This is a genomic window from Sphingobium bisphenolivorans, assembly GCF_000412635.1.
GTDB classification, from domain to species: Bacteria; Pseudomonadota; Alphaproteobacteria; order Sphingomonadales; family Sphingomonadaceae; genus Sphingobium; species Sphingobium bisphenolivorans.
Genome location: NZ_ASTG01000010.1, coordinates 55,386 through 81,234, shown reverse-complemented (window position 1 = coordinate 81,234; position 25,849 = coordinate 55,386). Strand labels below are relative to the sequence as shown.

The window sequence follows — 25,849 nt, the reverse complement described above, 5'->3', positions numbered from 1 at the left end:
CGGGCGGCATGACAAATATCTTTCTCGTCATGGCAGGAGGCGCTGTCGGATCGGCGCTGCGCTATCTGCTCGGGCGGCTCGCCGGCCACATGGTTCCGGCGGCTGCATGGCCTTGGGGAACATTCTCGGCCAACATAATGGGCGGCTTCGCCATGGGCCTGCTTGCCGGGTGGCTGGCGCGCTGCCATCTGGCGTCCGGCGATCCAGTCCGCCTTCTGATCGGCGTCGGGCTGCTGGGCGGCTTCACCACCTTTTCGTCCTTCAGCCTGGAGACGGTGCTGATGATCGAACGGGGCCAGACCGGCATGGCTGTGGCATATGCGCTATGTTCGGTGATCGGCGCCGTGGCTGGACTTTTCGGCGGCCTTGCCCTGATGAGGAGCGTCGCATGAAGGGGAAATCGACCGGACCGACGCGCGGTCCTCGCAAGCCTGGAGCTGCCTCGCAGGGCAGGGCTCGTGGCGCGGTGAAGGCTGCCCGCGCGCGCAAGCCGGAAGCCCCCAAGACACCGGCCAAGGCTGCCCCGAAAGCCGCTCCCGCCAAGCACTCACCGGCCAAGGGCGTATCGCTGGACGTCCGCCAGTTCCGTGTCGGCGCCGATGACGACGGCATTCGCCTCGATCGTTGGTTCCAGCGCCATTTGCCCTATGTCGGCTTTAACAGCGTGTCGCGCTGGGCGCGCACGGGCCAGTTGCGCGTCGATGGCGCGCGCGCCGCGCCGGGCGATCGTGTTGCGGAGGGGCAGACGATCCGCGTCCCGCCCGCTGAGCCGAAGCCGGTGGAAACCGCCAGGCCTCGCCGGGTTCGCCCGGAGTTGAGCGACGATCAGATCGCGTTTGCGCAGGGCCTGGTGATCCACAGGGATGCGCAGGCGATCGTCATCAACAAGCCGCCGGGCCTCGCGACGCAGGGCGGGACGAAGACGGACGACCATGTCGACGGGCTGCTCGATGCATTGGAATTCGAACTGGACCAGCGTCCCAAGCTGGTCCATCGGCTCGACAAGGATACGTCGGGCGCGCTTCTGATCGCGCGCACTGCGCGCTCGGCCGCCTATTTCGCGAAGGCCTTCTCCAGCCGCACGGCGCGCAAGGTGTATTGGGCCATCGTCATGGGCGTGCCGTCTATCGAGGACGGCATGATCGAACTGCCGATCGCCAAGCAACCAGGCACGGGCGGCGAGAAGATGCATGTCGATGAGCAGGAGGGATTGCCCGCCCGGTCGCGCTATCGCGTGATCGAGCGCGCGGGCAATCGTGCCGCCTGGGTGGAACTGCAGCCCCATACCGGCCGTACGCACCAGCTCCGTGTCCACATGGCGGCAATCGGCCATCCGATCGTCGGCGACGGGAAATATGGCGGCAAGGAAGCGTTTCTGAGCGGCACGATCAGCCGCAAGATGCATCTGCACGCCCGGCGGATACGTGTGGATCATCCCGATGGCGGCCGCGTCGATGTGCGGGCAGAACTGCCCGAGCATTTCGCCGCGAGCCTGCTTTCACTGGGCTTCGACCTGTCTGCTGGCGACCTGCCGCTGGACGAGGAGATCGAACGGAAGCCGACCCGCGAAGATGAGAAGAAGGCGGCTCGCGCCCATGCCAAGCAGATCCGTAAGGAGCGGCGCGGCGAACGCCGTTCGCGTGGAGTAGGTGCAAGCTCGGGCGCTCGCAAGAAATGACGAACCGGCTCGCCGTGTTCGATTGCGACGGGACGCTGGTTGATAGCCAGCACAGCATCTGCACGGCCATGACCCACGCATTCGAGGGCGAGAAGCTCGTAGCGCCTGATCGCGTCAGCATACTCTCGGTTGTAGGCCTTTCTCTGCCACTGGCGATCGCACGGCTGTTGCCGGATGCGGAAGCGGACTTCCATCTCCATCTGTCGGAGAGCTACAAACTCGCATTTCAACAGCTGAGGCGGGAAAATGCGGTTTCCGAACCGCTTTATCCCGGTATCGCTGAGTTGATCCGCGATCTGGATGCGGGGGGCTGGCTGCTGGGTGTTGCCACCGGCAAGTCGGACAGGGGGCTTGATCTCTGCTTGCGCCACCATGGTGTTCATGCGCATTTCGTCACCTTGCAGACAGCCGATCGCCATCCTTCCAAACCGCATCCCTCCATGTTGCTCACCGCCATTGCGGAAGCGGGGGCTGCTCCGGAAACGACCGTCATGATCGGCGATACAAGCTTCGATATCCATATGGCCGCAGCCGCCCATGTGCGCGCGCTGGGTGTCGGCTGGGGCTACCATCCACCTGCCGACCTGATCGCGGCGGGCGCGGCCAGCGTCGCGATGGACAGTGCGGAACTGCATGGCCATATACTCGCCAGATGAACGAAACGCCCCATATCCCGCCCGCCGATCCTGAAAAGGTGGCGCGTCAACGCTTCTTCGCGCTCGGCCTGTTCCGTCTGTCAGGCGCCCTGCTGGTGATGTTTGGTTTCCTCGTCCTGATGCAGCGTTTCAGCTGGGTACAGGGCGGCAAGGCCAAGGCGATGGGCGCCATATTCGTCCTGGTGGGGCTTTTCCAGTTCGTGATCGTTCCCCGCCTGCTGCTCGCATTGTTCCGAAAGCCGCCGCAATGAAGCGTTTCTATAAGGATGTCGCCATCGTCGCTGGCGACGCTGGCTATGAAGTCCAACTGGACGGACGTCCCATTCGTACGCCGGCGAGGGCCGCGCTGGTGCTTCCCAACGCCCGGCTTGCGGAGGCGATCGCCGACGAATGGGGGGCTCAGGGAGACGTGGTCGATCCGCGCTCCATGCCATTCACCGGCTTGGCAAACGGCGCTATCGACCAGATCGTACCGAACCGCGAGAGCTTCGCCGCCAGTATAGCCCGTTATGGCGAGAGCGATCTGCTCTGCTACCGGGCGGAAGGGCCGGCGGAATTGATCGAGCGGGAGGAGTCTGCGTGGAACCCGCTGCTCGAATGGGCAATGCGCCGCTACGATGTCACCTTCCATGTCACGCACGGAATTATTCCGGTGGAGCAGCCTGCGCATACATTGGAGCAGTTGGGGGCTGTGGTCGCTGCCCTCGATCCCTTTACCCTCGCCGGCTTATCGACCCTGGTCACCCTGTCCGGCTCACTGATCTGCGGCCTTGCCATCATCGAAGGCGGCCATGATGCGGATGCGATCTGGGCCGCTTCCGAAATAGACGAGGCGTGGGAAGTCGAACAATGGGGCGAGGATGCGGAGGCCGCCGCACGTTCAGCCCGCCGTCGCGCGGAGTTCGCCACCGCCTGCACCTTCTGCGAACTGGTGCGGGACTGAACAGGGCGTTAGGCGCTGCCCCTGATCTTGTCGGCGTAAAGCAGCCGTCCGGGCCCTACCAGGCCCAGGAATTGTGGGAGCATATGGCGGGCGAGGGCGAAGCACCCCTCGCTGCGTCCGATCTTGCCCCAGGTCGCGATATGATCTTCGCTCACATAATCGGCGCCATGCACGACAATGGCGCGCATTTCGGCATTGTTGTTCTGTGGGTCCAGGCCGTTCAACCGCATCGCGCGGCCATGCTGCCCCTCATAAATCTCCCCGGTCTTGAACGCCCCGGAACAGCTGGCGAGCGAATTGGGTTCGTTGGAAAAGCTCTGAAGCCAACCGGAATGCGCAGGGTCTGAGCCGCGGCCATGGGCGACCAGATAGGAACTGGCATGCCCCCCCATCAGGTCGACGACATGGAATCGCAACTCCCGCGAGGGTGCATTGAAATCGGCCAAGGCGACACGGTCGCGCAACTGAAACCGATGCTCATGCGTATCAAGCGCCGCCTTCGCGCGCTCGAGCAACTGCGCGTAGGGCTGTTTGGCTAACGGTCCGGCAGCCACCGGACGGGGCTGAGGCGGAACAGGGGCGGCGGGCTGAGTCTCGCCCAACGGCATGGCCCGACCGACACTATCGGCAAGAAATGAAAAGGCGATCCCGCTCAAAGCGAGCTTCGTGAAACTGCGACGATCCATGGCGGCCAATATAGCAAATGTGCGACGCCGGTCCAAGAGTGCGGCCCCCCAGCCATCGTACCGCGGCTCGCACGGCGCTGTTCGAAGCCGGTGTCCTGCCCAATTTTCAAGGCAGAACGACGGAGTTGCTTACTCCGTCGAATTGGCCGCTTCGCCCGCTTCCAGGCGAGAGGTCATTCCGGTTGCAGCAGCATCGTCCTGGATCTGCTGATCTTCGGAAATGACGGGAGGCGCGGCAGGCTCTGGCGCCGCGACATTGTTGGTTGCCTCCGGAGCCGGAGCATCGGGCTCTTCGACCACGACATTCTCGACCGGCGGCTCGACTAGATTGTTGGTAGCAGGCGCTGCTTCTTCCTCCTTCTTGCCGCAAGCGGCGAGGGCAAGGGCGCCGGCGAGGGCGACGAGAGCAATCTTGCGCATGGATCAATCCTTGGATGCGATGGAAGCCGCGGGCGCGGCAGTCGGGTCGACGCGATGGCTCGCGGCCTCAATTTTCTCGGCGAGCAGCTTGTCCCAGCCGTAGGGATCTGACCGGAAGCTCATCGTGCCGTTGTTGCTGGCAAAAGCGGTCCAGTAGAGCAAATACACGGCCACTTCCTTGGGCAACGACACGCGCTGGGTCTTGCCTGCGTCGATCAGTGACTGGACCTTGCCCGCGAGGTTCGGGTCGTCCGCCAGCATCAGCTCAGCCAAGGGCACCGGCTTTTCCAACCGGATGCAGCCATGGCTGGCGAGGCGGTCGTAGCTCGAGAATTTCGCGCGCGCCGGGGTATCATGCAGGTAGACGGCGAAAGGGTTGTTGAAGTCGAACTTCAACCGGCCCAGCGCGCTGTTCGGCCCCGCGGGCTGGACAATCCGCTCGCCCGTTTCAGGTGTGCCGACGATCTTATATCCTTGCCGGGCCAGCGCAGCGCGACCCTTGGGCCAAAGCTCCTTCTTGGCGATCGAGGCAGGCACGTTCCATGGCGGATTGACGACGATCGAGTGGATGCTGGAGGTGAGCATCGGCGTCGCATTGTCGGGAGCGCCCGTCACCGCCCGCATGGAGGTCACCGGCTGGTCCCCTTCGAACACCGTCAGCACGGCGGCGGCGATGTTCACCTGAACGCGGTTGACCGGTAACTGGCGCGGCATCCAGCGCCAACGCTCCATGTTCGCCATGATCGCAGCGATGCGGTCTTCGACCGGAACGTTCAGTTCCTTGAGCGTGCGGGCGTCCAGCAGCCCGGTGGGTTTAAGGCCATAACGCCGTTGCGCCCGCTGCAGCACGTCCACCAGCTTTTCGCCCGGCGTGACGCTCTTGTCCTCTATGGCGATGCGTGCGCGGACCGAATCGGGGGAGGACTGGGCCGTCAGCGTAGGCCAGCCGCCCGAATCCCTTATCCGCTCGTAATTGGCGAGGCCTTTGCGCAGCCCGTCATAGCCCGAATAAGGCGGAGTGAGGCTCGCCGCCCATTGCGGAAGGCGATCTTCCGCCAACGCCTTCGCCAGACCCGGCCGGGGGTCGAACGCGGCGGGCCGTAGCGCCCAGATGTTGAGGAAGTCTGCGGTATCGACGCGGCCCGTGCTCAACGCCTTGGCGCGGTCGAGCGCGGCGGTAAGAAGCGCGTCACCCTTCAGCAGGCCGGTAGACTTTCTGCGCGCCATCAAGCCCTGTTGCGCGCCGCCCTTCAGCCAGTCGTTCAGCCAGCGCTCCTGCGCGGCGGAAGGCGCGGGCAAGGGCACAGGCGGCGGTGTCACGACGGCTGGCGGTGCAACCACGGGCGGCGCGGCGGGCGGCAGCGTGGGGGCGACAGCGGGAGGCTGCGCCAGCAGCGGGGCCGCGATCATAGCCGCAAGGGAAGAAACGGAAAAACGGATGAGGCGGGAACGGTTCATGCTGGACCAGATAGCGCAAAGCCCGCATCGTTCAAACTCGAAGATAGCGGAAAATGATGATGCTCCATGTCGTTCACCATCCGACCTATGTCTCTCCGGCGGCTGACGGCAGCCGCTTCCGCTTCGATAAATATGGCCTGGTGATGGAGGCACTGCGGGAAAGCGGGGCGCCATTCACCGTGTATAAGCCCGAACCTATGCCGCGCCGCTGGATAGAGGCGGTGCACGACGCCAGCTATGTTGAGCAGGTGGCGACGCTCAGTGTACCCCCGGAAATGACGAGGCGGATCGGCTTTTCGGTAACGGAGCGTGTCATGCGCCGCTCCATGCTGTCGCCGGGCGGAACATGGCTGGCGGCGAAACTTGCGCTGCGCAAGGGCTATGCCGCCAATGCGGCTGGCGGCAGTCATCATGCGATGGCCGACAGTGGCGCGGGCTATTGCGTGTTCAACGACCTGGCGATCGCAGCCAACCGCCTCATCGCGGAGGGTGACGCGCGCCGGATACTCATCCTCGACCTGGACGTGCATCAGGGTGACGGCACCGCCGCCTTGATGGCGGGCCGGGATGAGGTGTTTACGCTCTCGATTCACGCGGACAAGAATTTCCCGACGCGCAAGCAGAGTTCGACGCTGGATGTCGGCCTGGCCGACGGAACCGGAGACGACGCCTATATGACTGTGCTGGCGGAGGTGCTGCCGCCAGCACTGGATGAATTTTCGCCCGACCTCATCCTGTACCAGGCGGGCGTGGACAGCCACGGCGACGACAAGCTGGGGCGCCTGGCGCTGAGCGACGCGGGCCTGGAAGCACGCGACCGCATGGTCATGGCGATGGCCCGCGCACGGCATGTCCCGCTGGCGAGCACGATGGGTGGCGGCTATGGCGAGGACCGAATGGCGGTGGCGCGCAGGCATGCCGCCTGCATGATCCGCCTCGCCGGTGAGACGGGTCCATGGCCTTGAGGGCGACGATCAGTCCGGCTGGCGCGCGGCCTTTTCCGCGATCCCCGATACGCTCTCGCGCCGCTCCAGTTCGGCGAGCACCCTGTCGAGCGGGATATCGAGGTCGGCGAGCAGCACCAGCAGATGGAACAGCAGGTCCGCGCTCTCGCTCACGACGCCGTCCTTGTCCGACGCCATCGCGGCAATCACCGTCTCGACCGCTTCCTCGCCGACCTTCTGGGCGATCTTGGCACGGCCACGGCCGGTGAGCTTCGCCACATAGGACTGGCTGGGATCGGCTTGCCGCCGTTGGCTGATGGTTCGTTCAAGATCGAAAAGGGTCGCACGCATGGCGCCATCAAGCGCCAGCCATGCGACCCGTCAAATGAAAACTTACTTCTGCTTGCGGCGCGCAATCAGAAAGCGCGCGCCGAGCGCTGCCGCGCCCATGCCGAAGAGCGCCATCTGTTCAGGTTCGGGCACCGGCGTCGGGGTGCCGCCCGAACTTCCGGTACCGCCGCTCGACGAACCGCCGCCGCACTTACCCCACCAACAGTTCCGGCCAGCATCGGCAGGCGCAGCGGCACCGATCGCTACGACGAGGCCGAGGACCAGAAACAGTTTGTTTACATTCATCTTTTTACCCCTTCTTACCAATTGGTCAGGTGAGAGAAGAGGTGCAGAGAACATGCCAGAACGGTTGAAATCTGGTGCAGCGCCACCTGCTGTGGTTAACAACTTTGGCGCAAAAAGGTTAATGTAAACGCAACCGACGCTTTTGGCTGAATCGGCCGTTCAGAAGTTGCGGACGGGCACGCCTGCACTTGCCAGCGCCTGATGCGCTTCAGCAATCGTGTGTTGACCGAAGTGAAATATGGAGGCGGCCAGCACCGCGCTAGCATGGCCTTCGAGCACACCCTCCACGAGATGCTGGAGCGTGCCGACGCCGCCGCTGGCGATGACGGGCACCGGAACGGCATCGGCAATCGCGCGAGTGAGCGCCAGATCATAGCCCGCTTTGGTGCCATCCCCGTCCATGGAGGTTACCAGAAGTTCGCCGGCGCCGAGTGTGGCCAGTTTTATGGCGTGTTCCAGCGCGTCGATCCCGGTGGGCTTACGTCCGCCATGGGTAAAGATTTCCCAGCGGCCTTCGCCCACCCGCCGCGCGTCAACTGATCCGACGACGCACTGGCTACCGAAACGATCGGCGATCTCCGCCACGACTTCGGGCCGTGCCACGGCGGCGCTGTTGACGGCGACCTTGTCGGCTCCTGCCAGCAGCAATGCTCTGGCGTCATCGGGACTGCGCACGCCGCCCCCTACGGTCACGGGCATGAAGCAGACCTCCGCCGTGCGGCGAACGACGTCCAAGATGGTCCCGCGTGCCTCGTGCGTGGCCGTGATGTCAAGGAAGCAAAGCTCGTCCGCGCCGGCTGCGTCATAGATCTTCGCCTGCTCGACGGGGTCGCCCGCATCGCGCAGATCGACGAAATTCACGCCCTTGACGACGCGGCCATTGGCAACGTCCAGGCAGGGAATAACGCGGGTCCGTACAGTCATGGCTTCGCCTATCTTAGCGCCGTCAGGCCGCTGCCTGTGCAATGGCCAGCGCGGTCTTGAGGTCGAGCCGCCCATCATAGAGCGCCCGGCCAGTGATGACGCCTTCAATCCCTTCGTCGGCGTGGAGGCTGAGCACCCGGATATCGGCGACCCCTGCCACCCCGCCGCTGGCGATCACGGGAATGTCGGTGGTGCGCGCAAGATCGACTGTGGCCTCGATGTTGCAGCCCTTCAGCAGCCCATCCCGGCCGACATCCGTGAACAACAGGCTTGCGACACCAGCATCCTCGAACCGGCGCGCGAGATCGGCGACCGGCATGTCCGACTTCTCGGCCCACCCGTCGGTCGCGACAAATCCATCCCGCGCATCGACGGCCACGACGATGCCGCCGGGGAAGTCGCGCGCCGCAGCCTTGACGAAAGCCGGGTCCTTAAGCGCAGCGGTCCCGATGACGATGCGCGACACGCCAAGGTCGAACCAGCGCTCGACCGCCTCGCGGTTGCGGATGCCGCCGCCGAGCTGAACATGACCGGGAAAGGCTTTGACGATCGCCTCGACCGCATCGGCATTCACCGCATGGCCCGCGAAGCTGCCGTCCAGATCGACCACATGAAGATGCTGCGCGCCGGCCTCGGCGAACAGCAGAGCCTGCGCGGCGGGATTGTCGCCATAGACGGTCGCGCGGTTCATGTCGCCTTCGGCAAGGCGCACGACCTGGCCGCCTTTAAGGTCGATGGCAGGAAAAACGATCAGGCTCATATCAACATCCGAACGAAGGAGAGGCGGGTTCAGGGGCGCCATTCCAGAAAACGGGAGAGGAAGGAAAGGCCGTAGCTCTGGCTCTTTTCCGGGTGGAACTGGCATCCGATGATGGTGTCGCGGGCAACCGCGGCGACCAGCGTTTCGCCATGCTCGGTTACCGCCGCGACATGCTCTTCCTGCGCCGCCTCGAAATGATAGCTGTGCAGGAAATAGGCTTCGCCCGGCATAAGCAGCGGGGAAGGGCGACGAAGCGTGACATCGTTCCAGCCCATGTGCGGTACCTTGATGGCCGGATCGGCAGGCTCGATCAGCCTGACCGTTCCCGGTATCCAGCCAAGCCCTTCGTGACGCCCGAATTCCTCGCCAGCTTCGGCCAGCAATTGCATCCCTACACAGACACCGAGGAAAGGTGTTCCGCGCGTGTTCACGCTGTCCGTCATGGCCTCGACCATACCGGGAATGGCGACCAGCGCGTCGCGGCACGCCTTGAACGCGCCCACGCCAGGCAGCACGATGCGATCGGCTTTCGCGACGACGTCAGCGTCTGCGGTAATGCTGACGTCGCTCGCTCCCGCCTTGCGCAGGGCATTGTGAACCGAATGAAGGTTGCCCGCGCCGTAATCGATGAGCGCGAGCGCGGTCACAGCATCCCCTTGGTCGATGGGATGGCGTCGGCCTTGCGCGGGTCGATCTCCACCGCCTGCCGAAGCGCGCGGGCGAGGCCCTTGAAGCAGCTTTCCACCACATGGTGATTATTGCTGCCGTAGAGATTTTCGACGTGCAGTGTGATCCCAGCCGCCTGCGCGAAGCTGTGGAACCAATGCTCGATCAGCTCTGTATCCCATTCGCCGAGCCGCTGCACGGTGAAAGGCGCCTTGAACACCAGCCACGGCCGCCCGGAAATATCGAGCGACACGCGCGTCAGCGTCTCGTCCATGGGGGCGTAAGCCGTGCCATAGCGGGATATGCCCCGCTTGTCGCCGAGCGCCTTCGCGACAGCCTCGCCAATGGCGATCGCAGTGTCTTCGGTGGTGTGATGCTGGTCGACATGCAGGTCGCCGACCGTCTTGACAGTCATGTCGATCAGCGAATGGCGGGAAAGCTGCTCGATCATATGATCAAGGAAGCCGATGCCCGTCGAAACGGTGTAGACGCCGCTGCCGTCCAGATTGACGGTCACGTCGATTTGGGTTTCCGCCGTGTTGCGGTGAATGTCGGCCGTGCGCATGCCAGCGCCCTATAGCGAAGTGGACGGGGGTTGCAATGCGTCCCACACTTGACCAGCGCCACCGCGCCGTTAGGACATTGCCCCATGAGTGAAGATTTGCCCGACAGCCTGATTCCCTACGATGAGATCGTGCAGGAGGCACTGCGTGCTGTGGTCGGCCGGGTATTGCGCGAAATAGAGCGGTCCGGGGGCCTTCCCGGCGCGCATCATTTCTATATCACCTTCAAGACGCAGGCGGTGGGCGTGGATATTCCCCGCCATCTGGTCGAGCGGTTTCCCGATGAGATGACGATCGTACTCCAGAATAAATTCTGGGACCTGAAGGTCAGCGAAGACCAGTTCGGCGTCAGCCTCACCTTCAATCAGGTCGCGGCGCATCTCACGATCCCCTTCGCGGCGATCACCGCCTTTGTCGATCCGGCGGTGAATTTCGCCCTTCAGTTTCAGGCGCAGACCGACATCGCGCCCGAACCGCATGAAGAGGCGGAAAATGACGCGCCGCAGGTGACGGCCGAGGACGGCTCGAACGTCGTGACGGTGGATTTCGGCAAGAAGAAATAAGCCTCTGGTATCGGGAGCAGACGGTTCCCAGATAAGCGGCACTCCGCAGGCAAGAGGGAGTGGCTGCCTTGAGCGATACCCGGACGGAAACCGACAGCATCGGCGCCATAGAGGTGCCAGCCAACGCCTATTGGGGCGCGCAGACCCAGCGCAGCATCGAAAATTTCCCGTTCGGCGCCAATGAGCGGATGCCGATCGGCATCGTCCATGCGCTTGCCGTCGTGAAGCAGGCGGCGGCGCGGGTGAACCGCCAGCATGGGCTGGACGGTGGCATCGCCGATGCGATTGAAGTGGCAGCGGCCGAGGTGGTTTCGGGCCGCCATGACGATCAGTTCCCGCTGGTAATCTGGCAGACGGGCAGCGGCACGCAAAGCAACATGAACGTCAATGAGGTGATCGCCGGCATCGCCAACGAAGCGCTGACCGGCAGGCGTGGTGGCAAGAGCCCCGTCCATCCCAACGATCATGTGAATATGGGCCAGTCGTCCAACGACAGCTTCCCGACGGCTCTCCACATTGCGGCGGCGCGAGCGGTGACCGACGCGCTCTTTCCTGCGCTCGATCGCCTGCACGACGCACTCGCCGCGAAGGCGAAGGCATGGAACGCCGTCGTCAAGATCGGCCGCACCCACTTGCAGGACGCCACACCCCTGACCTTGGGGCAGGAATTTTCCGGCTACGTCCACCAGCTTTATCGCGCACGCAAGCGGATCGAGCCCGCGACGCTGCATGGCATGACGGCGCTTGCGCAAGGGGGCACCGCGGTCGGCACGGGGCTCAACGCGCCGAAGGGCTTCGACGTTGCGGTGGCAAAGGAAATCGCCGCGCTTACCGGCCTTCCTTTCCGCTCCGCCGACAACAAGTTCGAGGCGCTGGCGTCGAACGACCCGCTGGTTCACCTGTCCTCCACCCTGGCGACGCTGGCGGTGGCATTGACCAAGATCGCCAACGACATCCGTCTTCTCGGCAGCGGGCCGCGATCCGGCCTCGGGGAGCTTGACCTTCCGGCCAATGAGCCGGGCAGTTCGATCATGCCGGGCAAGGTAAACCCGACCCAGTGCGAGATGCTGACGATGGTGGCGGCGCAGGTGATCGGCAATCATCAGGCGGTGACGATCGGCGGCTTGCAGGGGCATCTGGAACTCAATGTCTTCAAGCCGATGATCGGCGCTGCGGTGCTGCGCTCCGTCCATCTTCTGAGCGTCGGCATGGACAGTTTTGCCGAGCGCTGCGTCGATGGGCTGGAGGCAAATGAGGCGCGGATCGCCGATCTGCTCGAGCGCTCGCTCATGCTGGTGACTGCGCTCGCGCCGGAGATCGGCTATGACAATGCCGCGAAGATCGCCAAGCACGCCCATGCCCAGGGCTTGACCCTGCGGGAGGCGGGGTTGCAGCTTGGGCTGGTGGACGACGCAACCTTCGATCGCTTGGTGCGGCCTCAAGATATGGTCTGATTTGATCAACGTAGCGGAACCTGCCGACATGCGGTACATTAATCCGTCATGAGCAAGAAAATCTCCGGCGAACCGCTGATCACTGTCCGTCCTCCGCGCAAGGCGGGTCTGCTGCGCAAGACCGCGCGCCTGGGCGCGGCTGTCGTCGCTGCCCGCGTGGCGGCCGCTACCGGCAAGAAGGGCGTGATCGGTCTGGTTGCGGGCCTTGGCGCCAAGCGTCTGATCATGCGCCATCCCGCTGGGGCGCTGTTCGTAACCGGTGCCTATATGGCAGGTAAAGTCTATGAGGCGAAGCGGGAGGTGGACCGGAAGCGCGCTACAAAGGCGCTGACGGACGAAAGCCCCGATGCCATTCTGATCGATGAAACGTCCAAGGCTCAGACGAGCTGAGGCACGCCGTTCAGGGCGGCCGTTGCGAGAGCCTCTTGCCAAATTCGATCCATGGGGTCACTAGCGCTCATGGCCGACAGCATCCCCGTCGAGACGCCGGACTTCAAGCGCCGTGGCGTCCTTTTTGTCCTTTCTTCGCCTTCGGGCGCGGGTAAATCCACCATCGCGCGCAAGCTTCTGGCGGCCGAGCCTGATCTTGCCATGTCGGTATCCGCGACGACGCGGCCGATGCGGCCCGGAGAGGTGGAGGGCAAGGATTATCATTTCGTCGATCTGGAAGAGTTCCGGCGGATGACGGCCGATCACGAATTTCTGGAATGGGCGCACGTTTTCGGCCAGCGCTACGGCACGCCGCGCGCGCCCGTCGAGGCGATGCTGAAGTCGGGCCGCGACGTGCTGTTCGATATCGACTGGCAGGGCGCGCAGCAGTTGCACCAGATCGCGGGTGGCGACGTGGTACGCGTTTTCATCCTGCCTCCGTCGATGGAGGAACTGGAGCGGCGCCTGCGCGGCCGGAACACCGATAGCGAAGAAGTGATCGAGGGACGCATGTCCCGCGCGGCCAACGAGATCGCGCATTGGGACGGCTACGACTATGTGCTGTGCAATGTGGATGCGGAGGATTGCTTCCAGAGAGTTCAGACGATCCTGCATGCCGAGCGGATGAAGCGCAGTCGGCAGACTGGCCTTATTGGCTTCATCCGCAAGCTCAGCCGCTACCATCAGGAAGATTGAGCAGCCTGCTGCTCGAAGCCTGCCGGGTCGGCCCAGTCGGGATGAACCCACGCCATCGCCTTGAACAGCGTGCCCATAGCATCGCCAGCGGTCAGCCGTTCGCGAGCCGCCTCGACCTCCACCGCGCGGGCCGGGGTGGTGCGGCTCAGTTGCGCGGCGCGAGCGTCGATGCCGAGTTGGCGCAGATAGTCGCCCTGGCCGATCGGTCCCAGCACCCGCAGGCCCGCCTGCCGCGCCATATTGCCGATCATCGTGAAATCGACATGGGTGGTGAGATCGCTCTCACCCGGCTCCAGAAATGGGTCGGCAAACTGGTGCGCCCTGACGGCCTGTAGCGTGTCGCCGACTGCTGGCCCTTCATAGCCATAGTCGATGATGATGGCGGCGCCGCCCTGCCTGCCTATCCGGTGAGCCAACTCGAGGGCGATGGCGGTGCCGGCGAGGGGGACCTCCAGGATCGCCCCTTCCTCTGGTTCTGCGGTGAGCGTCGGTATTCCTGATTCAACGCGCCGATAGCCCGGCATGGGAGCGAAGCGCGTCGGCTGCTCCGGGTCGGGGCGGACGACTACCCGCTCGCGCCATTCCTGCCCGATGCGCACCATCTGCCTGACGGGAAGCGCATCGAAAAACTCGTTGGCGACGACCAGCAGTGGCCCTTGGTCCGGCAGCGTGGATATGGCATCGTGGTGAAAGACGTGTGGCACTGCCGCCCGCTGTCTCTCGCGCAGGGATGGGCTCGTCTCGACAAAATGGACGCGGGGCGAGAGCGAGGCGCTGCCCATGGCGCGGAGCGCGTCCGACGCCAGAGTGCCGCGGCCGGGACCCAACTCCACATAGCAAGCCTCGGCGCGGCTGCCCGATCGCATCCAGACGTCGGCGAGGCAAAGGCCCACCAACTCTCCGAACATCTGGCTGATTTCCGGGGCGGTCGTGAAATCGCCGGCCGCGCCGAGCGGGTCGCGCGTGCCGTAATAATGCTGGTTCGCCTCGGCCATATAATGGGCAACCGAAATCGGCCCGCCCGATTCTATCTGCCGGCCAAGCCGCTCTGCCACTGTCAGCGGCTCAGCTGACACTCGCGCTGCCTGCTATGGGTTCGACGCGGACGCGGCGGCCCTTGGCCGTGGCGATCAGATAGATGCCGCCAAGGATCATCGGCAGGCAGAGCCACTGGCCCATGTGCAGGCCGGTGCGCGCGGCGAACTCCATCAGCTGCGCGTCGGCCTCGCGGACATATTCGACACCGAAGCGGAAGGCGCCGTAGCCGAGCAGGAACAGGCCGACGAGCATGCCCGGCTGATAGCGCGCGCGCGTCTTCCAGAAGGCGAAGGAGAGGATGGCGAAGAGCAGGATGCCTTCGAGAACCGCCTCATAAAGCTGGCTCGGGTGGCGCGGGAAGGGCCCCCCGGTCGGGAAAACGATCGCCCAGGGCACGTCGGTTTCCTTGCCCCACAACTCTCCGTTCACGAAATTCGCTAACCGCCCGAAGAAAAGGCCAAAGGGCACGCAGCAGGCGACATAGTCATGGATGCGCAGCCAGCTCAGCTTTTCCTTGCGGGCCATGTAGAGGATGCCGAGCGACACGCCCGCAGCGCCGCCATGGAAGGACATGCCGCCATTCCACAGCTTGAAGATGTCCAAGGGGTGCGCGAGGATTTCGGGCTGGTAGAAGAAGACGTAGGCGAGCCGCCCGCCGATGATGATGCCGAGCGTCGCATAGAAGATCATGTCGTCGGCATGACGCCGCGCCATGGGGGAACCGGGCTGCGCGATCAGCTTCAGCAGATACCAGTAGCCGATCAGGATGCCGGCCAGATAGGCGAGGCTGTACCATTTCAGCGTAAAGAAGCCGAGGTCGAGAGCGACCGGACTGAGGCCGAGTTGATCGAAACGAATGGCGCTCGAAGCGGCGGCGGCGAGGTCAAGGATCAAGATGTCGTTCCCCTTGGGACAATCGGCACCGCCATAGAGCAGGTTGGGGCATGTAGGAAAGGGGCAAGGCCGAAATCGAAGTGCGGTAACAAAAATGGCGGAAAAGCGCGGGTTTGACCCCGAAGTTCACAGTGTATGCGCGCGCATGCCCGGGCGCGCGTGTGCGCGCGGGCGTGACATACCCGACGTTTCAAAGAGGAGTTGAGGATAGGCTGGGCCGTGTGAAATAGGACAGGGTGGACTGCGGCTTGTTGGAGAAATAGGACATTTTTTCCAGAAGCCTGTGGCTGCCAAAGCACATTCATGTGCATCGCGTCCGCGCAGGAGCGGCAAAAATGATGACGGACGCTAACGACCACTTCTTGACGCCTCAATGTTCCCAATGATGCCTTAAAATCTGACGCTCTTTAGCTTGCCAACCCTGCTCGCCTTGGGGTCGTCCTAATGCGTCCTAGACTATCCAGCACTCGCAGACGTTTAAGCGGGACTCCCACATATTCCGTAGTCGAGCTTCGCCCGCGACGGTCTGTTAACTTAAGGACAACCCGGCGTTCGAGCGCGGTTGAGTCGAATGTTGCGGACAAATTCTCGAAGTCCGCAGGGTCTGCCCCGTTAGCACGACAAAACTCCGGAAGGGCCTCTGCATAGTGCGCGGCAGCGGCTTGCAAGCTATCTGATGCCTCGCCCCGCAGGATATGTCCGTTGAGGAAGTCAACCTCAATCACACCCATGGGAGTGGAAGCCGCTTCGCCAAAGATATCCATGGGATAAATAGCCGATCACGAACCCTAAACCGCTAGCCATGGAGTCAGCTAGGTTATGCCCTATGGCGCAAAGGCGATCGTGCTTCATGCCCGATTACTGCCAGCTTTTGTGTCCGCTTTCCACTATGCTCGTTCGGGACCTGCCTGACCGCAATCCACCCATCCCGGGCGTTGGCGGCCTCACCAACGAAAAAAGCCGCCCGGTCAGGGGCGGCTTCTCTCTGGTTCCGTCGGGAAACTCAGGCTTCTTCGGCCGGGGCTTCTTCGGCTTCCACGGCGATTTCGCCCGGTTCCGCGTTCGGATCATAGTCTTCGGTGAAGCCCGCCTCGTCCTTTTCGAACAGGTCGGCCATCACGTCGACGCCCTGCGCCTGAAGCTCGGCCTCTTCGGGCGAGCGGGCGACGTTCACGGTGATTGTCACCGCGACTTCGGGGTGCAGCGCAACCTTGACGTCGAACACGCCGAGCGTCTTGATCGGGCGTTCCAGCACGACCATAGCCTTGGTGACGTTGTTGACGCCATCGGCGTGCAGCGCTTCCACGACGTCGCGGACGGCGACCGAACCGTAGAGGTGGCCGGCGTTGGAAGACTGGCGGATCAGGACGATCTGCTTGCCGTTGACGCCTTCGGCAGCCTTTTCAGCGTCGCCACGGCGGGCGGCGTTGTCGGCTTCAATCTTCGCGCGGTTGGCTTCGAAGACCTTCTTGTTGGCGGCGTTCGAGCGCAGGGCCTTCTTGTTGGGAAGAAGGAAGTTGCGCGCATAGCCATCCTTCACGGTGACGACGTCACCGATGGCGCCCAGCTTTTCGATGCGCTCAAGGAGAATGATTTCCATGGGTCTTTCTCCCTTACTTCACGATGTAGGGCAGCAGGCCCAGATGACGGGCGCGCTTGATGGCCTGGGCCAGCTCACGCTGCTTCTTGGCGGAAACCGCGGTGATGCGGCTGGGGACGATCTTGCCGCGCTCGGACACGAAGCCCTGGAGCAGACGGACGTCCTTATAATCGATCTTCGGCGCATCCTTGGCGGCGAAGGGGCAGCTCTTGCGGCGGCGGAAAAACGGGCGTGCCATGTTTCAGATCTCCTTATTCGGCGGCCGGGGCTTCTTCGCGCTCACGGCGCGGGCCACGATCGCCCCCACGATCACCGCGGTCACCACGATCGCCGCGCGGACCACGCTCGGCGCGTTCCTGCTTGCGCATCATGACCGACGGGCCGGTTTCCAGCTCATCGACCTTGATGGTCATGTAGCGGATGATGTCTTCGTTGATCTGGGTCTGGCGCTCCAGTTCCGCAACGACACCGGCGGGGGCGTCGATGTTCAGCATCACATAGTGAGCCTTGCGGTTCTTGGCGATCTTGTACGCGAGGCTGCGCAGGCCCCAGGTTTCCACCTTGGTCACCTTGCCAGCATTTTCCTCAACGATCTTGGTGGCGGTTTCCGCCAGCGCGTCCACCTGCGCCTGTGCCAGGTCTTGGCGCGCAAGGAACACATGCTCGTAAAGAGCCATGGATATTGCCTCATCTGTTGGCCGATCGCTGACGCCCACCCCATGTGGAACGCCCCTCCGGCTGTCGTCTCAAGCATTCATCCGCACGACCGCGAGTCACCTCGGGGCCGGGCGAAGCGGCGCCTATGGCGGAAATGTGGGATGAAGGCAAGGGAGAGGGCAGTCCTTTTGTCTTTCCCCTGAGAGAAGTCGGAGGGCTTGCCTCGGCGCGGAAGGCACTTCACTAGGTTCAGCAGAGGGCTTCGACTTCGCTCAGCCCGGACGGAGGGGTTACCACATGGCGGTCGGGATCGCGGCGCTGTCGCTCATTCTGCTGATGATCGCGGCCTATCGGGGCATGAGCGTCATCCTGATGGCGCCGCTGCTCGCCATGCTGGCGGTGTTCCTGACCGACCCTTCCGCCGTTCCTGCGCTATTCTCAGGCCTCTTCATGGAGAAGGTCGGCACCTTCCTGAATCTCTATTTTCCCGTCTTTCTGCTCGGCGCGCTGTTCGGCAAGCTGATAGAGATTTCCGGCTTTTCGCGAGCCATCGTCACGGCCGTCACGGGGCTGGTCGGCGCGCAGCACGCCATCCCGGCGATCATGCTGGTGACCGCGCTGCTGACCTATGGCGGCGTGTCGGTGTTCGTCGCGGTCTTTGCCGTTTATCCTTTCGCTGCCGAGATGTTCCGGCAGGGCGATGTTCCCAAGCGGCTGGTGCCCGCGACCATCGGTTTGGGCGCGATCACCTTCACGATGGATGCGATGCCGGGCACGCCGCAGATCCAGAATATCATCCCGAGCAGCTTCTTCGGCACGACGACCTGGGCTGCGCCGATGCTGGGGCTGATCGGATCGGCCTGCATCATGGGATTGGGTCTGACCTATCTCGGCTGGCGCAAGCGTTCGCTGATGGCGGGTGGTGAGGGCTATGGCGCGCCTGAGACGCTGGTTAACGAGCCTGCTCCGGTCAGCGAGGCGGCGGGCCGGGTGCGTCCGGTCGTGGCTTTGCTGCCGCTGCTTGTCGTGGGTGTCGGCAATCTGGTTCTGACGATGATGATCCCGCGGTGGGTGAGCGGGGATGAGATCAGCGTCTCCCTCATCGGCTTGTCCGAACCGGTCGTCGTGAAGGTGGCGCAGGTGGCGGCGCTCTGGGCGGTGGAGGGGGCGCTGCTGATGGGGATCGCGACCATCCTGCTGTTCGCTTTCCCGGCAGTGGCACGGGGGTTTGCCGAAGGATCGAAAGCAGCCGTGGGCGGCGCCTTGCTCGCCGGCATGAACACGGCGGTCGAATATGGGTTCGGCGGGGTGATCGCGGCGCTGCCGGGATTTCTGGCCATCAAGGAAGCCTTGCGCGCCGTGCCTGACCCTCTGGTCAACGAGGCGGTGACGATCACGTCGCTGGCGGGGATCACCGGCTCGGCTTCCGGCGGGCTTTCCATCGCTCTCGCCGCCATGGCCGAGCAGTTCGCCGCGGCGGGCGACGCGGCCGGTATCCCGCGCGAGGTTCTGCATCGCGTCGCATCGATGGCGAGCGGCGGCATGGACAGCCTGCCGCACAATGGGGCGATCATCACGCTGCTCGCCGTGACCGGGCTGACGCACCGGCAGGCCTATAAGGATATTTTCGCCCTGACGCTGATCAAGACGCTGACGGTCTTCCTGGTGATTGCGGTCTATTATCTGACGGGACTGGTCTAGTCGCGGTGCATTTCGGCGGTGCCGATGAAATGGGCGCGGGTCGACGCGCCAGCCCGCTCGAGCAGGGCAGCGACCTTTTCCTTGAGCGATTGCGACGGACGGAAGGGATCATCGAAGGCCATCGCCCAATGGCCGAATTCGCGCGCTTCCACTTCGCCCTCGCGCAGCTTGACGATGGCGCAATGCCGGCCGTCGTTCGATATCCGTTCGTAGATGCGCTGGACCGCTTCCCTCGGGCCTTCGAGCACCTGGAGGAAGCGCCTGCTGTTGAAGAGGAGCAGGCCGGTCACATCCTCCGCGCTGTTCCGCTCTGCGGCGGCGCGGGCGATGGCGGCGCACTGGGTCGCGGTCACAGGGCTATGCGCGCTGCTGATATACATGATCTGGTGAAGGGGCATGAGGTTTCCTGTGAACTGACTTGAGCCGCTCTGGTACCTCTATGCTCCCGTGAGCCTTTATTTTTCATGATTAACCTCGATCATGAAACGCCCCGGGAAGAGCATCCCGGGGCGGCTGAGCTTTAGCGGATCGCGCCGGCCATGACGGTGGCGATGATGCCGCTGGCGATTGCGACCAGCACCGCGTCATTGCCCGAGCGGACCCAATGATAGCCACGCGGCGGGGAGTTCAGGCGGTAGCCGCGATAATTGTCGATCACGCGGTAGTTGCTCGCATAGCGGCGGTCGAAACGCTGACCCTTGGCCCAGCGGCGATGATTGTCGCGCCGGTCATCCTTCCGGATCACGGTCGTGCGGGTCACGGTGCGGCCGTGCGGGCCCTGCTTCACCGTCTGGTGAACCTCGCGGTGCGCGGCGGCCTGCGCCTGAGCGGCGACCATCGGGCTGGCGACCAGGCTGGCGGTGGTCAGGGCCATCAGGAATTTCTTGAACATCTTCATACTCCTTCTTCAAATCATCTGCCGCTGTCCGGCGTTGAAGACAGAGATAGGGCGCAATTGTCGCAGGCTTGTGCCAAGGGCGATGGAGCAATGTCGGAAATTGTAACGGAGGCCGATTCAGGCTGAACCGCTGTTCAGAAATTTGCCGATTTGAGTGGCTTGGGCGAGACAAGGAAAAGCCCGGGGGTTTCCGGGGCTGCTGGTGCGATCTGGCGGACGATCAGCGGGGAAGGGCGGTCGCTGTGACGACCATCCGCTTGAGCAAGATCGGGTGGTCCTTCCCTTCAAGGATCGGTGCCTGAGTCAAGGTGAAGGGCGTGAGAATGATGCCGAGGAGCAGCAAGCTGCCGGTGAGGCTAAGGGCGATGGCTTTCATGAGATGCTACCTCCGGCGCCGGGCTGGCGCGATGGGAGGGGATTAGGGAGCATCTGTCGCAGCTTTGTGCCGCGTTCCTATGGCAAATGTCGGAAAATGTAACGCCTCACTCGTGGCGCAGCGCGTCGATGGGGTTGAGCGCGGCGGCGCGGCGTGCGGGGAAATAGCCGAAGACGACGCCGATCGCGGCCGAGAAGAGGAAGGCGATCGCGTTGACCTTCACGTCGAAGATGAAGGGGACCTGCATCAGCGGCGCGATGGCGATGGACGCGATCAGCGCCAGCAGCAGGCCGATCAGGCCCCCGAGGCAGGACAAGACGATCGCCTCCACCAGAAACTGCATCAGCACCTCGCGCGCGACCGCGCCGATAGCGAGGCGGATGCCGATCTCGCGGGTCCGCTCCGTCACCGACACCAACATGATGTTCATGATGCCGATGCCCCCGACGAGCAGCGAGATCGCCGCCACCGCCGCGACGATCTGCGTGAGGATGGTGGTGGTGCCGGTCAAGGTGTCGCTGATCTGCTTGGTGTCGAAGACGTTGAAATTATCCTCGGCGCCCGGCTTTACCTTGCGGCGTTCGCGCATCAGTTCCTCAAGGCTCGCCTGGACGGTGCTGGTATCATAGGCGTCGTCCACCGCGACCATGATCTGGCTGATGTCGCGGTCGCCGGTGAAGCGGCGCTGGACGAACTTGATCGGCATGACGACGACATCGTCCTGGTCGCCGAAACCGCCCTGGCCGCGCGTGGCGAGCGCGCCGATCACCTGGCAGGAGACGCCCTTGATGCGCATCCGCTTGCCGACGGGGTCGTTGCCCTGAAAGAGGTTGGTGCGCACGGTGTTGCCGATGATGCAGACCGGCTTCCCCGCTTCCTCCTCCTCCGGCATGAAGAGGCGGCCGGTGTCGGCCTTCCAGCTCTGCACCTCGAAATAGGCGGCGGTGGTGCCGTAGACGGTGGTGGACCAGTTGCTGCCCTCATAAATGGCGGTTCCGCTGGACTGGACCATCGGCGCGACCGCGCGCACGCCGGTCAGCTGGTTTTCGATGACGGCAAGGTCGGCCTGCTTGAAGTCTGGCGGGCGCGGGCCGCCGCCGCCACGACCGAAACCCTGGCCGGGGCGCAATTGCAGGACGTTGGCGCCCAGCGAACTGATCTGCTCCCGCACCGCCGCGGTGGCGCCGTTGCCCAGCGTCACCATGGTGACGACCGCCGCGACGCCGATGATGATGCCGAGCGTCGTCAGGAAGCTGCGCAGCTTGTGCCGGTTGATCGCGCGGAAGGCGAGGATGACGGTGGTGCCTAGCATGCAATGGCTCTCCCTCTCCCCTTGTGGGAGAGGGTTGCGAAGGCTTGGCGGCTTTGCCGCCTAGTCGGAGCTGGGTGAGGTGTGGACGCACAGCCTCTCACCCTCATCCAACTTCGCCTAACTCGCTGCGCGAGCAAGGCTTCGTATCCTTCTCCCATCAAGGGAGAAGGGTGGGAGGACGCAGTCTTCACGCGCTCACCCCTTCCTCGATGCGTTCGACATGGCCGTCCTTGAAATGCACGATGGTGCGCGCATAGGCGGCCATATCGGGTTCGTGCGTGACCATCAGCACGGTGATGCCGCTGTTGCGGTTAAGGTCGGTCAGCAACTCCATGATCTCGATCGAGCGTTCCGAATCGAGATTGCCGGTCGGTTCGTCGGCGAGCAGCACGTCGGGCTGTGTCACGATGGCGCGGGCGATGGCGACGCGCTGCTGCTGGCCGCCGGAAAGTTCGGCGGGCGTGTGGTCCCACCAATCTTTCAGGCCGACCTTGTCGAGAGCGGCCATGCCGGAATCGTAGCGGGCCTTCTTGTCCTCGCCCCGGTAGAGGAGGGGGAGCTCCACATTCTCGAGCGCCGTGGTGCGGGAGAGAAGGTTAAAGCCCTGGAAGACGAAACCGAGATAGCGGCGGCGCAGCAGCGCGCGCTGGTCGCGGTCGAGCGTTTCGACATGACGGCCCTTGAAGAGGAACTCTCCGCCGGAAGGGACATCAAGGCAGCCCAATATGTTCATCGTCGTGGACTTGCCGGACCCGGACGGCCCCATGACCGCCACGAAGTCGCCCTGCGCAATGTCGAGGTCGATGCCTTTCAGCGCCTGGAACGCGGTCGGGCCGGAACCGTATATTTTGGTCACGCCGCGCAGGGAGATGATCGGGTCGCTTGGCACGGCGTCAGGTTCCACTCTGCCGGGCGGTGCCGCGCGATTCGGTGTTCCGGCCCTGCGACGGGGGCGCGCCGCCGGGGGAACGGCTGCGGTCGCGGGAAGGGGCGCCATCGCCATTCTGGTCTTCGGCCGGGGCCTGCTGCCCGGCGGCGAGCTGGCCGGTGATGACGCGCATGCCGGCCTTTAGGTCGCCGCCCGTTATCGCCGTGCGGGCGCCGTCGCTGGCGCCGACAATGACCTGCACCGCCTTCGGGTTGCCGTCCGGCCCGATGATATAGACGGTCTGGCTGCTGCCGATGCCGAAGCTCACCTGGCGTTGGTTGCCGCGGCGGAAGCGGCGCGGGCCGGGAACGATCTGGCTGGTGATGCCGCCATCCTTGTTGCCGGCGCTGGGCTTGAAACGCAGGGCGCTGTTGGGGACCAGCAGGGCGTTGCGAAGCTCCTGCGTCACGATGTCGGCGGTCGCCGTCATGCCCGGGCGCAGGATTTCGTCCTTGTTGTCGACCGACAGCACCGCCGTATAGGCGACGACCGTGCCGCTGGTGCTGCTCGCCGTGCTGCTGCCCGATGAGGAGGAAGAGGAGCTGCTGCTGGCGCTGTTCGATCCGACATTCACCCGCGTCACGCGAGCCGGGAAGGTGCGGCCAGGGAAGGCATCGACCGAGAAATTGGCGGTCTGCCCTTCCTTAACCTGCCCGACATCGGCCTCGTCGACCGAGACTTCGACTTCCATCTGCGTCAGATCTTCAGCGATGGTGAAGAGGACCGGCGCGTTGAGCGAGGCGGCGACTGTCTGTCCCGGCTCGATGTCGCGGGAGAGGACGACGCCCGTCACCGGCGAGACGATCTGCGCGATGGAAAGATTGGTCTGGGCCGTGGACAATTGCGCCTGGGAAACGCGGACCTGCGCCTGGGCCGAGCGGAGATTGGCAAGCGCCGAGCTGTAATCGGCGCGGGCCGTGTCCAGCTCGGTCTTCGCGGGAACGCGGCCGCCCGAGAGTCGATAGACATTGAGCTGCCGGTCGAGCGTGGCCTTGGCGAGCGCCGCCTGCGCCTGCGCCTGCGCCACGCCGGCCTGAGAAGAGGCAACCTGCGCCCGGTTCTGACTGATGGTATCGATGAGACGCCTTGTGTCGAGTTCGGCGAGCTTCTGCCCCTTGGTCACCCGATCGTTCACATCGACATAGACGGCCGTGATCTTGCCCGACTGTTCAGAGCCGACATCGACCTGGTTGACGGGCTTGAGGTTGCCGGTGGCCGAAACGGAGACGGTAAGATCGCCGGTCCGCGCTTCCCGCGTGGCATAATTAGGTGTGTCATCGCCGCCGAAACAGCGCGCTATCAGAAGGATGAGGATGAGCAGCGCTACGCCGACGGCACCTCGGACGATCCATTTGCGCCAAGGCTTGCGGGGCTTCTCGCCCAGAAAGTCGTTCAGGTCCTGATCCGTCGTCACATCATTGCTCATTGCGGGCGGTTTTCCATATTCTGCCAGCCGCCGCCCAGAGCATTGTAAAGCTGGGCGATGGCGAGGACCTCATCAGACCGCGCGGCGGCAAGGCTGTTGCGCGCGTTCAGAAGGGTGTTTTCGGTCTGCGAGAGGGTCTGGAAATCGATCAGCCCCGCCTGATATTGGGTGCGGGCGAGGATCGCCGCATTGTTGGACGCGTCGTAGGCGGTGGTGAATTCCGCCTTGCGGGCACGGGCGTTGGTCAGCGAGGCCATCGCATTTTCGACATCTTCAAGGCCGGTCAGCACGGTCTGCTTGTAGGCGGCGAAGGCGGCGTCGGTGGCAGCCCGTTGCGAGCGGACCTGAGAGGCGAGGCGGCCGCCGTCGAAGATCACCTGCGCGATATTGGCGAAGACGCCGCCGGTGATGAGGCTGAACAGATCCTTGAAGCTGTTGGAGGTGGTGCCGATGTTTCCGCTGATGCCGAGCGATGGGTAGAGTTGCGCCTGCGCCACGCCGATCCGCGCGGTGGCGGCCGCGAGCGCGCGCTCGGCCGAGCGAACGTCCGGGCGCTGGCGTAGCGTGTCGGCCGGGATGCCCGTGGCGATCTGCGTTGAGGCCGTCGGGAGGGGCGCGGGCGTTTCGAGCATAAGGGTGGCCTCACCGGGCGCCTGTCCGGTCAGGACGGCGATGCGGTTCAGGCTGCCGCGCAGGCTCGCCTCCAGCTGCGGGATGGCGGCATTGGTCTGAGCCAATTGCGCCTTCGCCTGCTGCTCGTCCAGGGAGGAGACGAGGCCGGCCTGTAGCCGCCAGTTGGCGATATTGTAATTGTCCCGCTGAACCGCCTGGGTTTCGCGGGCAACGCGCAATTGTTCCTGCGCCAGGCGCGCCTGAACATAGTTGGTGACAAGTTCGGAAATGATCGTCGCGCGGACATTGGCGAGATCATAGCCCGATGCCGCAAGATCGGCGCGGGCGGCCTCGGCCGATCGGGAAAGTTCGCCGAACAGGTCCAGCTGCCAGCTGGCGTTGGCGGCGAGGGAATAGCTGTTGGACCAGTTGCTGCCGCCGGTGGGAACCACAACGCCATTCTCGACGCGGCTGCCGCCGGCCTGGCTGCGATAATTTTTGCCGGCGTTCGCCGAGCCGCTGAGTTGCGGCAGGAACGCCGCATTGGCCTGGCGCAGAGACTCCCGTGCCTGCCGCAGCCGCGCCTGCGCCTGGACGATGTCGAGATTGTTGGCGACCGCTCGCTCGACAAGGCCGCTGAGCGTCGGGTCGTTAAGGCGCGTCCACCAGCTGGCAAGCTCGGCTTCGCTGATCGGTGCGCCGCTGCCCTGGCTGTAGGCGGCAGGGACGCCGAGAGCCGCCGATGCTGGAGGACGATAATCCGGGCCGGCCGCGCAGGCGGACAGGGCCAGCGTCGTTCCCGTGATCCATGCCAGACGATATCGCACCTTTTCCTTGCACTCCGTCGTCGTTAAAGGAGCCGCCACTGTTCAGGCGGGCTGGTCCAGTGGGGGAGAACTGCCGGAACAGCCCGGATGCCTCAACGGCATTT

Annotated in this window: 32 protein-coding genes; 11 read left to right on the top strand and 21 right to left on the bottom strand. The window is 64.1% G+C overall.

Annotated elements, in window-relative coordinates; all coding sequences use genetic code 11:
- The first annotated feature begins 8 nt into the window (after nucleotides 1–8).
- From crcB to L858_RS0109195, 5 genes are read left to right on the top strand one after another with little or no spacing between them, the layout of a single operon-like run.
- Nucleotides 9–392: a fluoride efflux transporter CrcB gene (gene crcB, locus L858_RS0109215; RefSeq protein ID WP_022682861.1), complete on the top strand. Its 384-nt coding sequence runs from the start codon at nucleotides 9–11 to the stop codon at nucleotides 390–392.
- Entirely contained in the window at nucleotides 389–1,678 is a 1,290-nt protein-coding gene (locus L858_RS0109210; RefSeq protein WP_022682860.1) for an RluA family pseudouridine synthase, read from the top strand. The genes crcB and L858_RS0109210 overlap by 4 nt, the downstream gene beginning before the upstream one ends.
- Nucleotides 1,675–2,334, top strand: a complete 660-nt coding sequence (locus L858_RS0109205; protein ID WP_022682859.1) for an HAD-IA family hydrolase — start codon at nucleotides 1,675–1,677, stop codon at nucleotides 2,332–2,334. The genes L858_RS0109210 and L858_RS0109205 overlap by 4 nt, the downstream gene beginning before the upstream one ends.
- A complete protein-coding gene (locus tag L858_RS0109200; RefSeq protein ID WP_022682858.1) occupies nucleotides 2,331–2,585 on the top strand; it encodes a hypothetical protein in 255 nt (84 codons plus the stop codon). The genes L858_RS0109205 and L858_RS0109200 overlap by 4 nt, the downstream gene beginning before the upstream one ends.
- A complete protein-coding gene (locus L858_RS0109195; RefSeq protein WP_022682857.1) occupies nucleotides 2,582–3,277 on the top strand; it encodes an ATP12 family chaperone protein in 696 nt (231 codons plus the stop codon). Before L858_RS0109200 ends, L858_RS0109195 begins: the two co-directional genes overlap by 4 nt.
- A gap of 8 nt (nucleotides 3,278–3,285) precedes the next feature.
- Here the strand turns inward: L858_RS0109195 and L858_RS0109190 are convergent, their stop codons facing one another.
- From L858_RS0109190 to L858_RS0109180, 3 genes are all read right to left on the bottom strand, one after another.
- Nucleotides 3,286–3,963 carry a murein L,D-transpeptidase catalytic domain family protein gene (locus L858_RS0109190; protein ID WP_022682856.1) on the bottom strand — a complete coding sequence of 226 codons (678 nt, stop codon included), beginning with the start codon at nucleotides 3,961–3,963 and terminating at the stop codon, nucleotides 3,286–3,288.
- A 129-nt stretch (nucleotides 3,964–4,092) separates the two neighbouring features.
- Entirely contained in the window at nucleotides 4,093–4,383 is a 291-nt protein-coding gene (locus L858_RS0109185; RefSeq protein ID WP_022682855.1) for a hypothetical protein, read from the bottom strand.
- Nucleotides 4,384–4,386: 3 nt separating this feature from the next.
- On the bottom strand, nucleotides 4,387–5,841 hold the full coding sequence (locus L858_RS0109180) for a L,D-transpeptidase family protein (protein ID WP_022682854.1): 1,455 nt from the start codon (nucleotides 5,839–5,841) through the stop codon (nucleotides 4,387–4,389).
- Between the two features lie 59 nt (nucleotides 5,842–5,900).
- Here L858_RS0109180 and L858_RS0109175 point away from each other — a divergent pair, with 59 nt between their 5' ends.
- Nucleotides 5,901–6,806, top strand: coding sequence for a histone deacetylase family protein (locus L858_RS0109175; RefSeq protein WP_028055976.1), 906 nt, complete (start codon nucleotides 5,901–5,903; stop codon nucleotides 6,804–6,806).
- A 9-nt stretch (nucleotides 6,807–6,815) separates the two neighbouring features.
- Here the strand turns inward: L858_RS0109175 and L858_RS0109170 are convergent, their stop codons facing one another.
- The 6 genes from L858_RS0109170 to hisB form a co-directional block, all read right to left on the bottom strand.
- Nucleotides 6,816–7,136 (bottom strand): phosphoribosyl-ATP diphosphatase, encoded by a 321-nt coding sequence (locus tag L858_RS0109170; RefSeq protein WP_022682852.1) that lies wholly within the window; start codon nucleotides 7,134–7,136, stop codon nucleotides 6,816–6,818.
- A 42-nt stretch (nucleotides 7,137–7,178) separates the two neighbouring features.
- Nucleotides 7,179–7,421, bottom strand: coding sequence for a PEP-CTERM sorting domain-containing protein (locus L858_RS0109165; RefSeq protein ID WP_022682851.1), 243 nt, complete (start codon nucleotides 7,419–7,421; stop codon nucleotides 7,179–7,181).
- A 159-nt stretch (nucleotides 7,422–7,580) separates the two neighbouring features.
- Nucleotides 7,581–8,345 (bottom strand): imidazole glycerol phosphate synthase subunit HisF, encoded by a 765-nt coding sequence (gene hisF / locus L858_RS0109160; RefSeq protein ID WP_028055975.1) that lies wholly within the window; start codon nucleotides 8,343–8,345, stop codon nucleotides 7,581–7,583.
- Nucleotides 8,346–8,367: 22 nt separating this feature from the next.
- Nucleotides 8,368–9,105: a 1-(5-phosphoribosyl)-5-[(5-phosphoribosylamino)methylideneamino]imidazole-4-carboxamide isomerase gene (gene hisA / locus L858_RS0109155; protein WP_028055974.1), complete on the bottom strand. Its 738-nt coding sequence runs from the start codon at nucleotides 9,103–9,105 to the stop codon at nucleotides 8,368–8,370.
- A 29-nt stretch (nucleotides 9,106–9,134) separates the two neighbouring features.
- Nucleotides 9,135–9,752: an imidazole glycerol phosphate synthase subunit HisH gene (gene hisH / locus L858_RS0109150; protein WP_022682848.1), complete on the bottom strand. Its 618-nt coding sequence runs from the start codon at nucleotides 9,750–9,752 to the stop codon at nucleotides 9,135–9,137.
- Nucleotides 9,749–10,336 carry an imidazoleglycerol-phosphate dehydratase HisB gene (gene hisB / locus L858_RS0109145; RefSeq protein ID WP_022682847.1) on the bottom strand — a complete coding sequence of 196 codons (588 nt, stop codon included), beginning with the start codon at nucleotides 10,334–10,336 and terminating at the stop codon, nucleotides 9,749–9,751. Before hisB ends, hisH begins: the two co-directional genes overlap by 4 nt.
- A gap of 84 nt (nucleotides 10,337–10,420) precedes the next feature.
- Between hisB and L858_RS0109140 the strand changes: the two genes are divergently transcribed.
- The 4 genes from L858_RS0109140 to gmk all read left to right on the top strand — a co-directional run bounded on the left by L858_RS0109140 (nucleotide 10,421) and on the right by gmk (nucleotide 13,476).
- Nucleotides 10,421–10,897: an SspB family protein gene (locus L858_RS0109140; RefSeq protein ID WP_022682846.1), complete on the top strand. Its 477-nt coding sequence runs from the start codon at nucleotides 10,421–10,423 to the stop codon at nucleotides 10,895–10,897.
- A 68-nt stretch (nucleotides 10,898–10,965) separates the two neighbouring features.
- Nucleotides 10,966–12,351, top strand: coding sequence for a class II fumarate hydratase (gene fumC, locus L858_RS0109135; RefSeq protein ID WP_022682845.1), 1,386 nt, complete (start codon nucleotides 10,966–10,968; stop codon nucleotides 12,349–12,351).
- 48 nt (nucleotides 12,352–12,399) lie between these two features.
- Nucleotides 12,400–12,741, top strand: a complete 342-nt coding sequence (locus tag L858_RS0109130) for a hypothetical protein (protein WP_022682844.1) — start codon at nucleotides 12,400–12,402, stop codon at nucleotides 12,739–12,741.
- Nucleotides 12,742–12,810: 69 nt separating this feature from the next.
- Nucleotides 12,811–13,476 (top strand): guanylate kinase, encoded by a 666-nt coding sequence (gmk, locus tag L858_RS0109125; protein WP_028055973.1) that lies wholly within the window; start codon nucleotides 12,811–12,813, stop codon nucleotides 13,474–13,476.
- Here the strand turns inward: gmk and L858_RS0109120 are convergent.
- From L858_RS0109120 to rpsF, 5 genes are all read right to left on the bottom strand, one after another.
- The gene (locus L858_RS0109120; protein ID WP_022682842.1) at nucleotides 13,464–14,552 is read right to left on the bottom strand and encodes a class I SAM-dependent methyltransferase; all 1,089 of its coding nucleotides are present in this window, start codon (nucleotides 14,550–14,552) and stop codon (nucleotides 13,464–13,466) included. The genes gmk and L858_RS0109120 overlap by 13 nt on opposite strands.
- Entirely contained in the window at nucleotides 14,542–15,408 is an 867-nt protein-coding gene (gene lgt / locus L858_RS0109115) for a prolipoprotein diacylglyceryl transferase (protein ID WP_022682841.1), read from the bottom strand. Before lgt ends, L858_RS0109120 begins: the two co-directional genes overlap by 11 nt.
- A 1,003-nt stretch (nucleotides 15,409–16,411) precedes the next feature.
- Entirely contained in the window at nucleotides 16,412–17,008 is a 597-nt protein-coding gene (gene rplI / locus L858_RS0109110) for a 50S ribosomal protein L9 (RefSeq protein ID WP_022682840.1), read from the bottom strand.
- A gap of 13 nt (nucleotides 17,009–17,021) precedes the next feature.
- Nucleotides 17,022–17,246 (bottom strand): 30S ribosomal protein S18, encoded by a 225-nt coding sequence (rpsR, locus tag L858_RS0109105; RefSeq protein ID WP_004212076.1) that lies wholly within the window; start codon nucleotides 17,244–17,246, stop codon nucleotides 17,022–17,024.
- A gap of 13 nt (nucleotides 17,247–17,259) precedes the next feature.
- On the bottom strand, nucleotides 17,260–17,685 hold the full coding sequence (gene rpsF / locus L858_RS0109100; RefSeq protein WP_022682839.1) for a 30S ribosomal protein S6: 426 nt from the start codon (nucleotides 17,683–17,685) through the stop codon (nucleotides 17,260–17,262).
- Between the two features lie 277 nt (nucleotides 17,686–17,962).
- Here rpsF and L858_RS0109095 point away from each other — a divergent pair, with 277 nt between their 5' ends.
- Nucleotides 17,963–19,366 (top strand): GntP family permease, encoded by a 1,404-nt coding sequence (locus L858_RS0109095; protein ID WP_022682838.1) that lies wholly within the window; start codon nucleotides 17,963–17,965, stop codon nucleotides 19,364–19,366.
- Here L858_RS0109095 and L858_RS0109090 read toward each other — a convergent pair.
- The 7 genes from L858_RS0109090 to L858_RS0109060 all read right to left on the bottom strand — a co-directional run bounded on the left by L858_RS0109090 (nucleotide 19,363) and on the right by L858_RS0109060 (nucleotide 25,745).
- Nucleotides 19,363–19,764, bottom strand: coding sequence for a BLUF domain-containing protein (locus L858_RS0109090; protein WP_022682837.1), 402 nt, complete (start codon nucleotides 19,762–19,764; stop codon nucleotides 19,363–19,365). The two genes, L858_RS0109095 and L858_RS0109090, sit on opposite strands and share 4 nt — an antisense overlap.
- Before the next feature lie 122 nt (nucleotides 19,765–19,886).
- Entirely contained in the window at nucleotides 19,887–20,258 is a 372-nt protein-coding gene (locus L858_RS0109085) for an RcnB family protein (protein WP_028055971.1), read from the bottom strand.
- 226 nt (nucleotides 20,259–20,484) lie between these two features.
- Nucleotides 20,485–20,640: a hypothetical protein gene (locus L858_RS21955; RefSeq protein WP_022682835.1), complete on the bottom strand. Its 156-nt coding sequence runs from the start codon at nucleotides 20,638–20,640 to the stop codon at nucleotides 20,485–20,487.
- Between the two features lie 106 nt (nucleotides 20,641–20,746).
- Nucleotides 20,747–21,952, bottom strand: a complete 1,206-nt coding sequence (locus L858_RS0109075; RefSeq protein WP_022682834.1) for an ABC transporter permease — start codon at nucleotides 21,950–21,952, stop codon at nucleotides 20,747–20,749.
- Between the two features lie 187 nt (nucleotides 21,953–22,139).
- Nucleotides 22,140–22,841, bottom strand: a complete 702-nt coding sequence (locus tag L858_RS0109070; protein ID WP_028055970.1) for an ABC transporter ATP-binding protein — start codon at nucleotides 22,839–22,841, stop codon at nucleotides 22,140–22,142.
- A 4-nt stretch (nucleotides 22,842–22,845) separates the two neighbouring features.
- The gene (locus L858_RS19905; RefSeq protein ID WP_022682832.1) at nucleotides 22,846–24,306 is read right to left on the bottom strand and encodes an efflux RND transporter periplasmic adaptor subunit; all 1,461 of its coding nucleotides are present in this window, start codon (nucleotides 24,304–24,306) and stop codon (nucleotides 22,846–22,848) included.
- Nucleotides 24,303–25,745, bottom strand: coding sequence for an efflux transporter outer membrane subunit (locus L858_RS0109060; protein ID WP_022682831.1), 1,443 nt, complete (start codon nucleotides 25,743–25,745; stop codon nucleotides 24,303–24,305). Before L858_RS0109060 ends, L858_RS19905 begins: the two co-directional genes overlap by 4 nt.
- Nucleotides 25,746–25,849 lie beyond the last annotated feature (104 nt).

Bases quoted from the DNA above. Each gene is read 5' to 3' on its own strand.
- L858_RS0109175 (WP_028055976.1), top strand. From the start codon at position 5,901: ATGCTCCATGTCGTTCACCATCCGACCTATGTCTCTCCGGCGGCTGAC.
- rplI (WP_022682840.1), bottom strand. From the start codon at position 17,008: ATGGAAATCATTCTCCTTGAGCGCATCGAAAAGCTGGGCGCCATCGGT.
- L858_RS0109075 (WP_022682834.1), bottom strand. From the start codon at position 21,952: ATGCTAGGCACCACCGTCATCCTCGCCTTCCGCGCGATCAACCGGCAC.
- L858_RS0109170 (WP_022682852.1), bottom strand. From the start codon at position 7,136: ATGCGTGCGACCCTTTTCGATCTTGAACGAACCATCAGCCAACGGCGG.
- hisB (WP_022682847.1), bottom strand. From the start codon at position 10,336: ATGCGCACGGCCGACATTCACCGCAACACGGCGGAAACCCAAATCGAC.
- L858_RS0109130 (WP_022682844.1), top strand. From the start codon at position 12,400: ATGAGCAAGAAAATCTCCGGCGAACCGCTGATCACTGTCCGTCCTCCG.
- crcB (WP_022682861.1), top strand. From the start codon at position 9: ATGACAAATATCTTTCTCGTCATGGCAGGAGGCGCTGTCGGATCGGCG.
- L858_RS0109095 (WP_022682838.1), top strand. From the start codon at position 17,963: ATGGCGGTCGGGATCGCGGCGCTGTCGCTCATTCTGCTGATGATCGCG.
- gmk (WP_028055973.1), top strand. From the start codon at position 12,811: ATGGCCGACAGCATCCCCGTCGAGACGCCGGACTTCAAGCGCCGTGGC.
- L858_RS0109205 (WP_022682859.1), top strand. From the start codon at position 1,675: ATGACGAACCGGCTCGCCGTGTTCGATTGCGACGGGACGCTGGTTGAT.
- L858_RS0109195 (WP_022682857.1), top strand. From the start codon at position 2,582: ATGAAGCGTTTCTATAAGGATGTCGCCATCGTCGCTGGCGACGCTGGC.
- L858_RS0109085 (WP_028055971.1), bottom strand. From the start codon at position 20,258: ATGTTCAAGAAATTCCTGATGGCCCTGACCACCGCCAGCCTGGTCGCC.
- L858_RS0109180 (WP_022682854.1), bottom strand. From the start codon at position 5,841: ATGAACCGTTCCCGCCTCATCCGTTTTTCCGTTTCTTCCCTTGCGGCT.
- L858_RS0109190 (WP_022682856.1), bottom strand. From the start codon at position 3,963: ATGGATCGTCGCAGTTTCACGAAGCTCGCTTTGAGCGGGATCGCCTTT.
- L858_RS0109140 (WP_022682846.1), top strand. From the start codon at position 10,421: ATGAGTGAAGATTTGCCCGACAGCCTGATTCCCTACGATGAGATCGTG.
- L858_RS19905 (WP_022682832.1), bottom strand. From the start codon at position 24,306: ATGAGCAATGATGTGACGACGGATCAGGACCTGAACGACTTTCTGGGC.
- L858_RS0109210 (WP_022682860.1), top strand. From the start codon at position 389: ATGAAGGGGAAATCGACCGGACCGACGCGCGGTCCTCGCAAGCCTGGA.
- L858_RS0109090 (WP_022682837.1), bottom strand. From the start codon at position 19,764: ATGCCCCTTCACCAGATCATGTATATCAGCAGCGCGCATAGCCCTGTG.
- hisA (WP_028055974.1), bottom strand. From the start codon at position 9,105: ATGAGCCTGATCGTTTTTCCTGCCATCGACCTTAAAGGCGGCCAGGTC.
- L858_RS0109200 (WP_022682858.1), top strand. From the start codon at position 2,331: ATGAACGAAACGCCCCATATCCCGCCCGCCGATCCTGAAAAGGTGGCG.
- hisF (WP_028055975.1), bottom strand. From the start codon at position 8,345: ATGACTGTACGGACCCGCGTTATTCCCTGCCTGGACGTTGCCAATGGC.
- L858_RS21955 (WP_022682835.1), bottom strand. From the start codon at position 20,640: ATGAAAGCCATCGCCCTTAGCCTCACCGGCAGCTTGCTGCTCCTCGGC.
- L858_RS0109185 (WP_022682855.1), bottom strand. From the start codon at position 4,383: ATGCGCAAGATTGCTCTCGTCGCCCTCGCCGGCGCCCTTGCCCTCGCC.
- rpsR (WP_004212076.1), bottom strand. From the start codon at position 17,246: ATGGCACGCCCGTTTTTCCGCCGCCGCAAGAGCTGCCCCTTCGCCGCC.
- L858_RS0109165 (WP_022682851.1), bottom strand. From the start codon at position 7,421: ATGAATGTAAACAAACTGTTTCTGGTCCTCGGCCTCGTCGTAGCGATC.
- rpsF (WP_022682839.1), bottom strand. From the start codon at position 17,685: ATGGCTCTTTACGAGCATGTGTTCCTTGCGCGCCAAGACCTGGCACAG.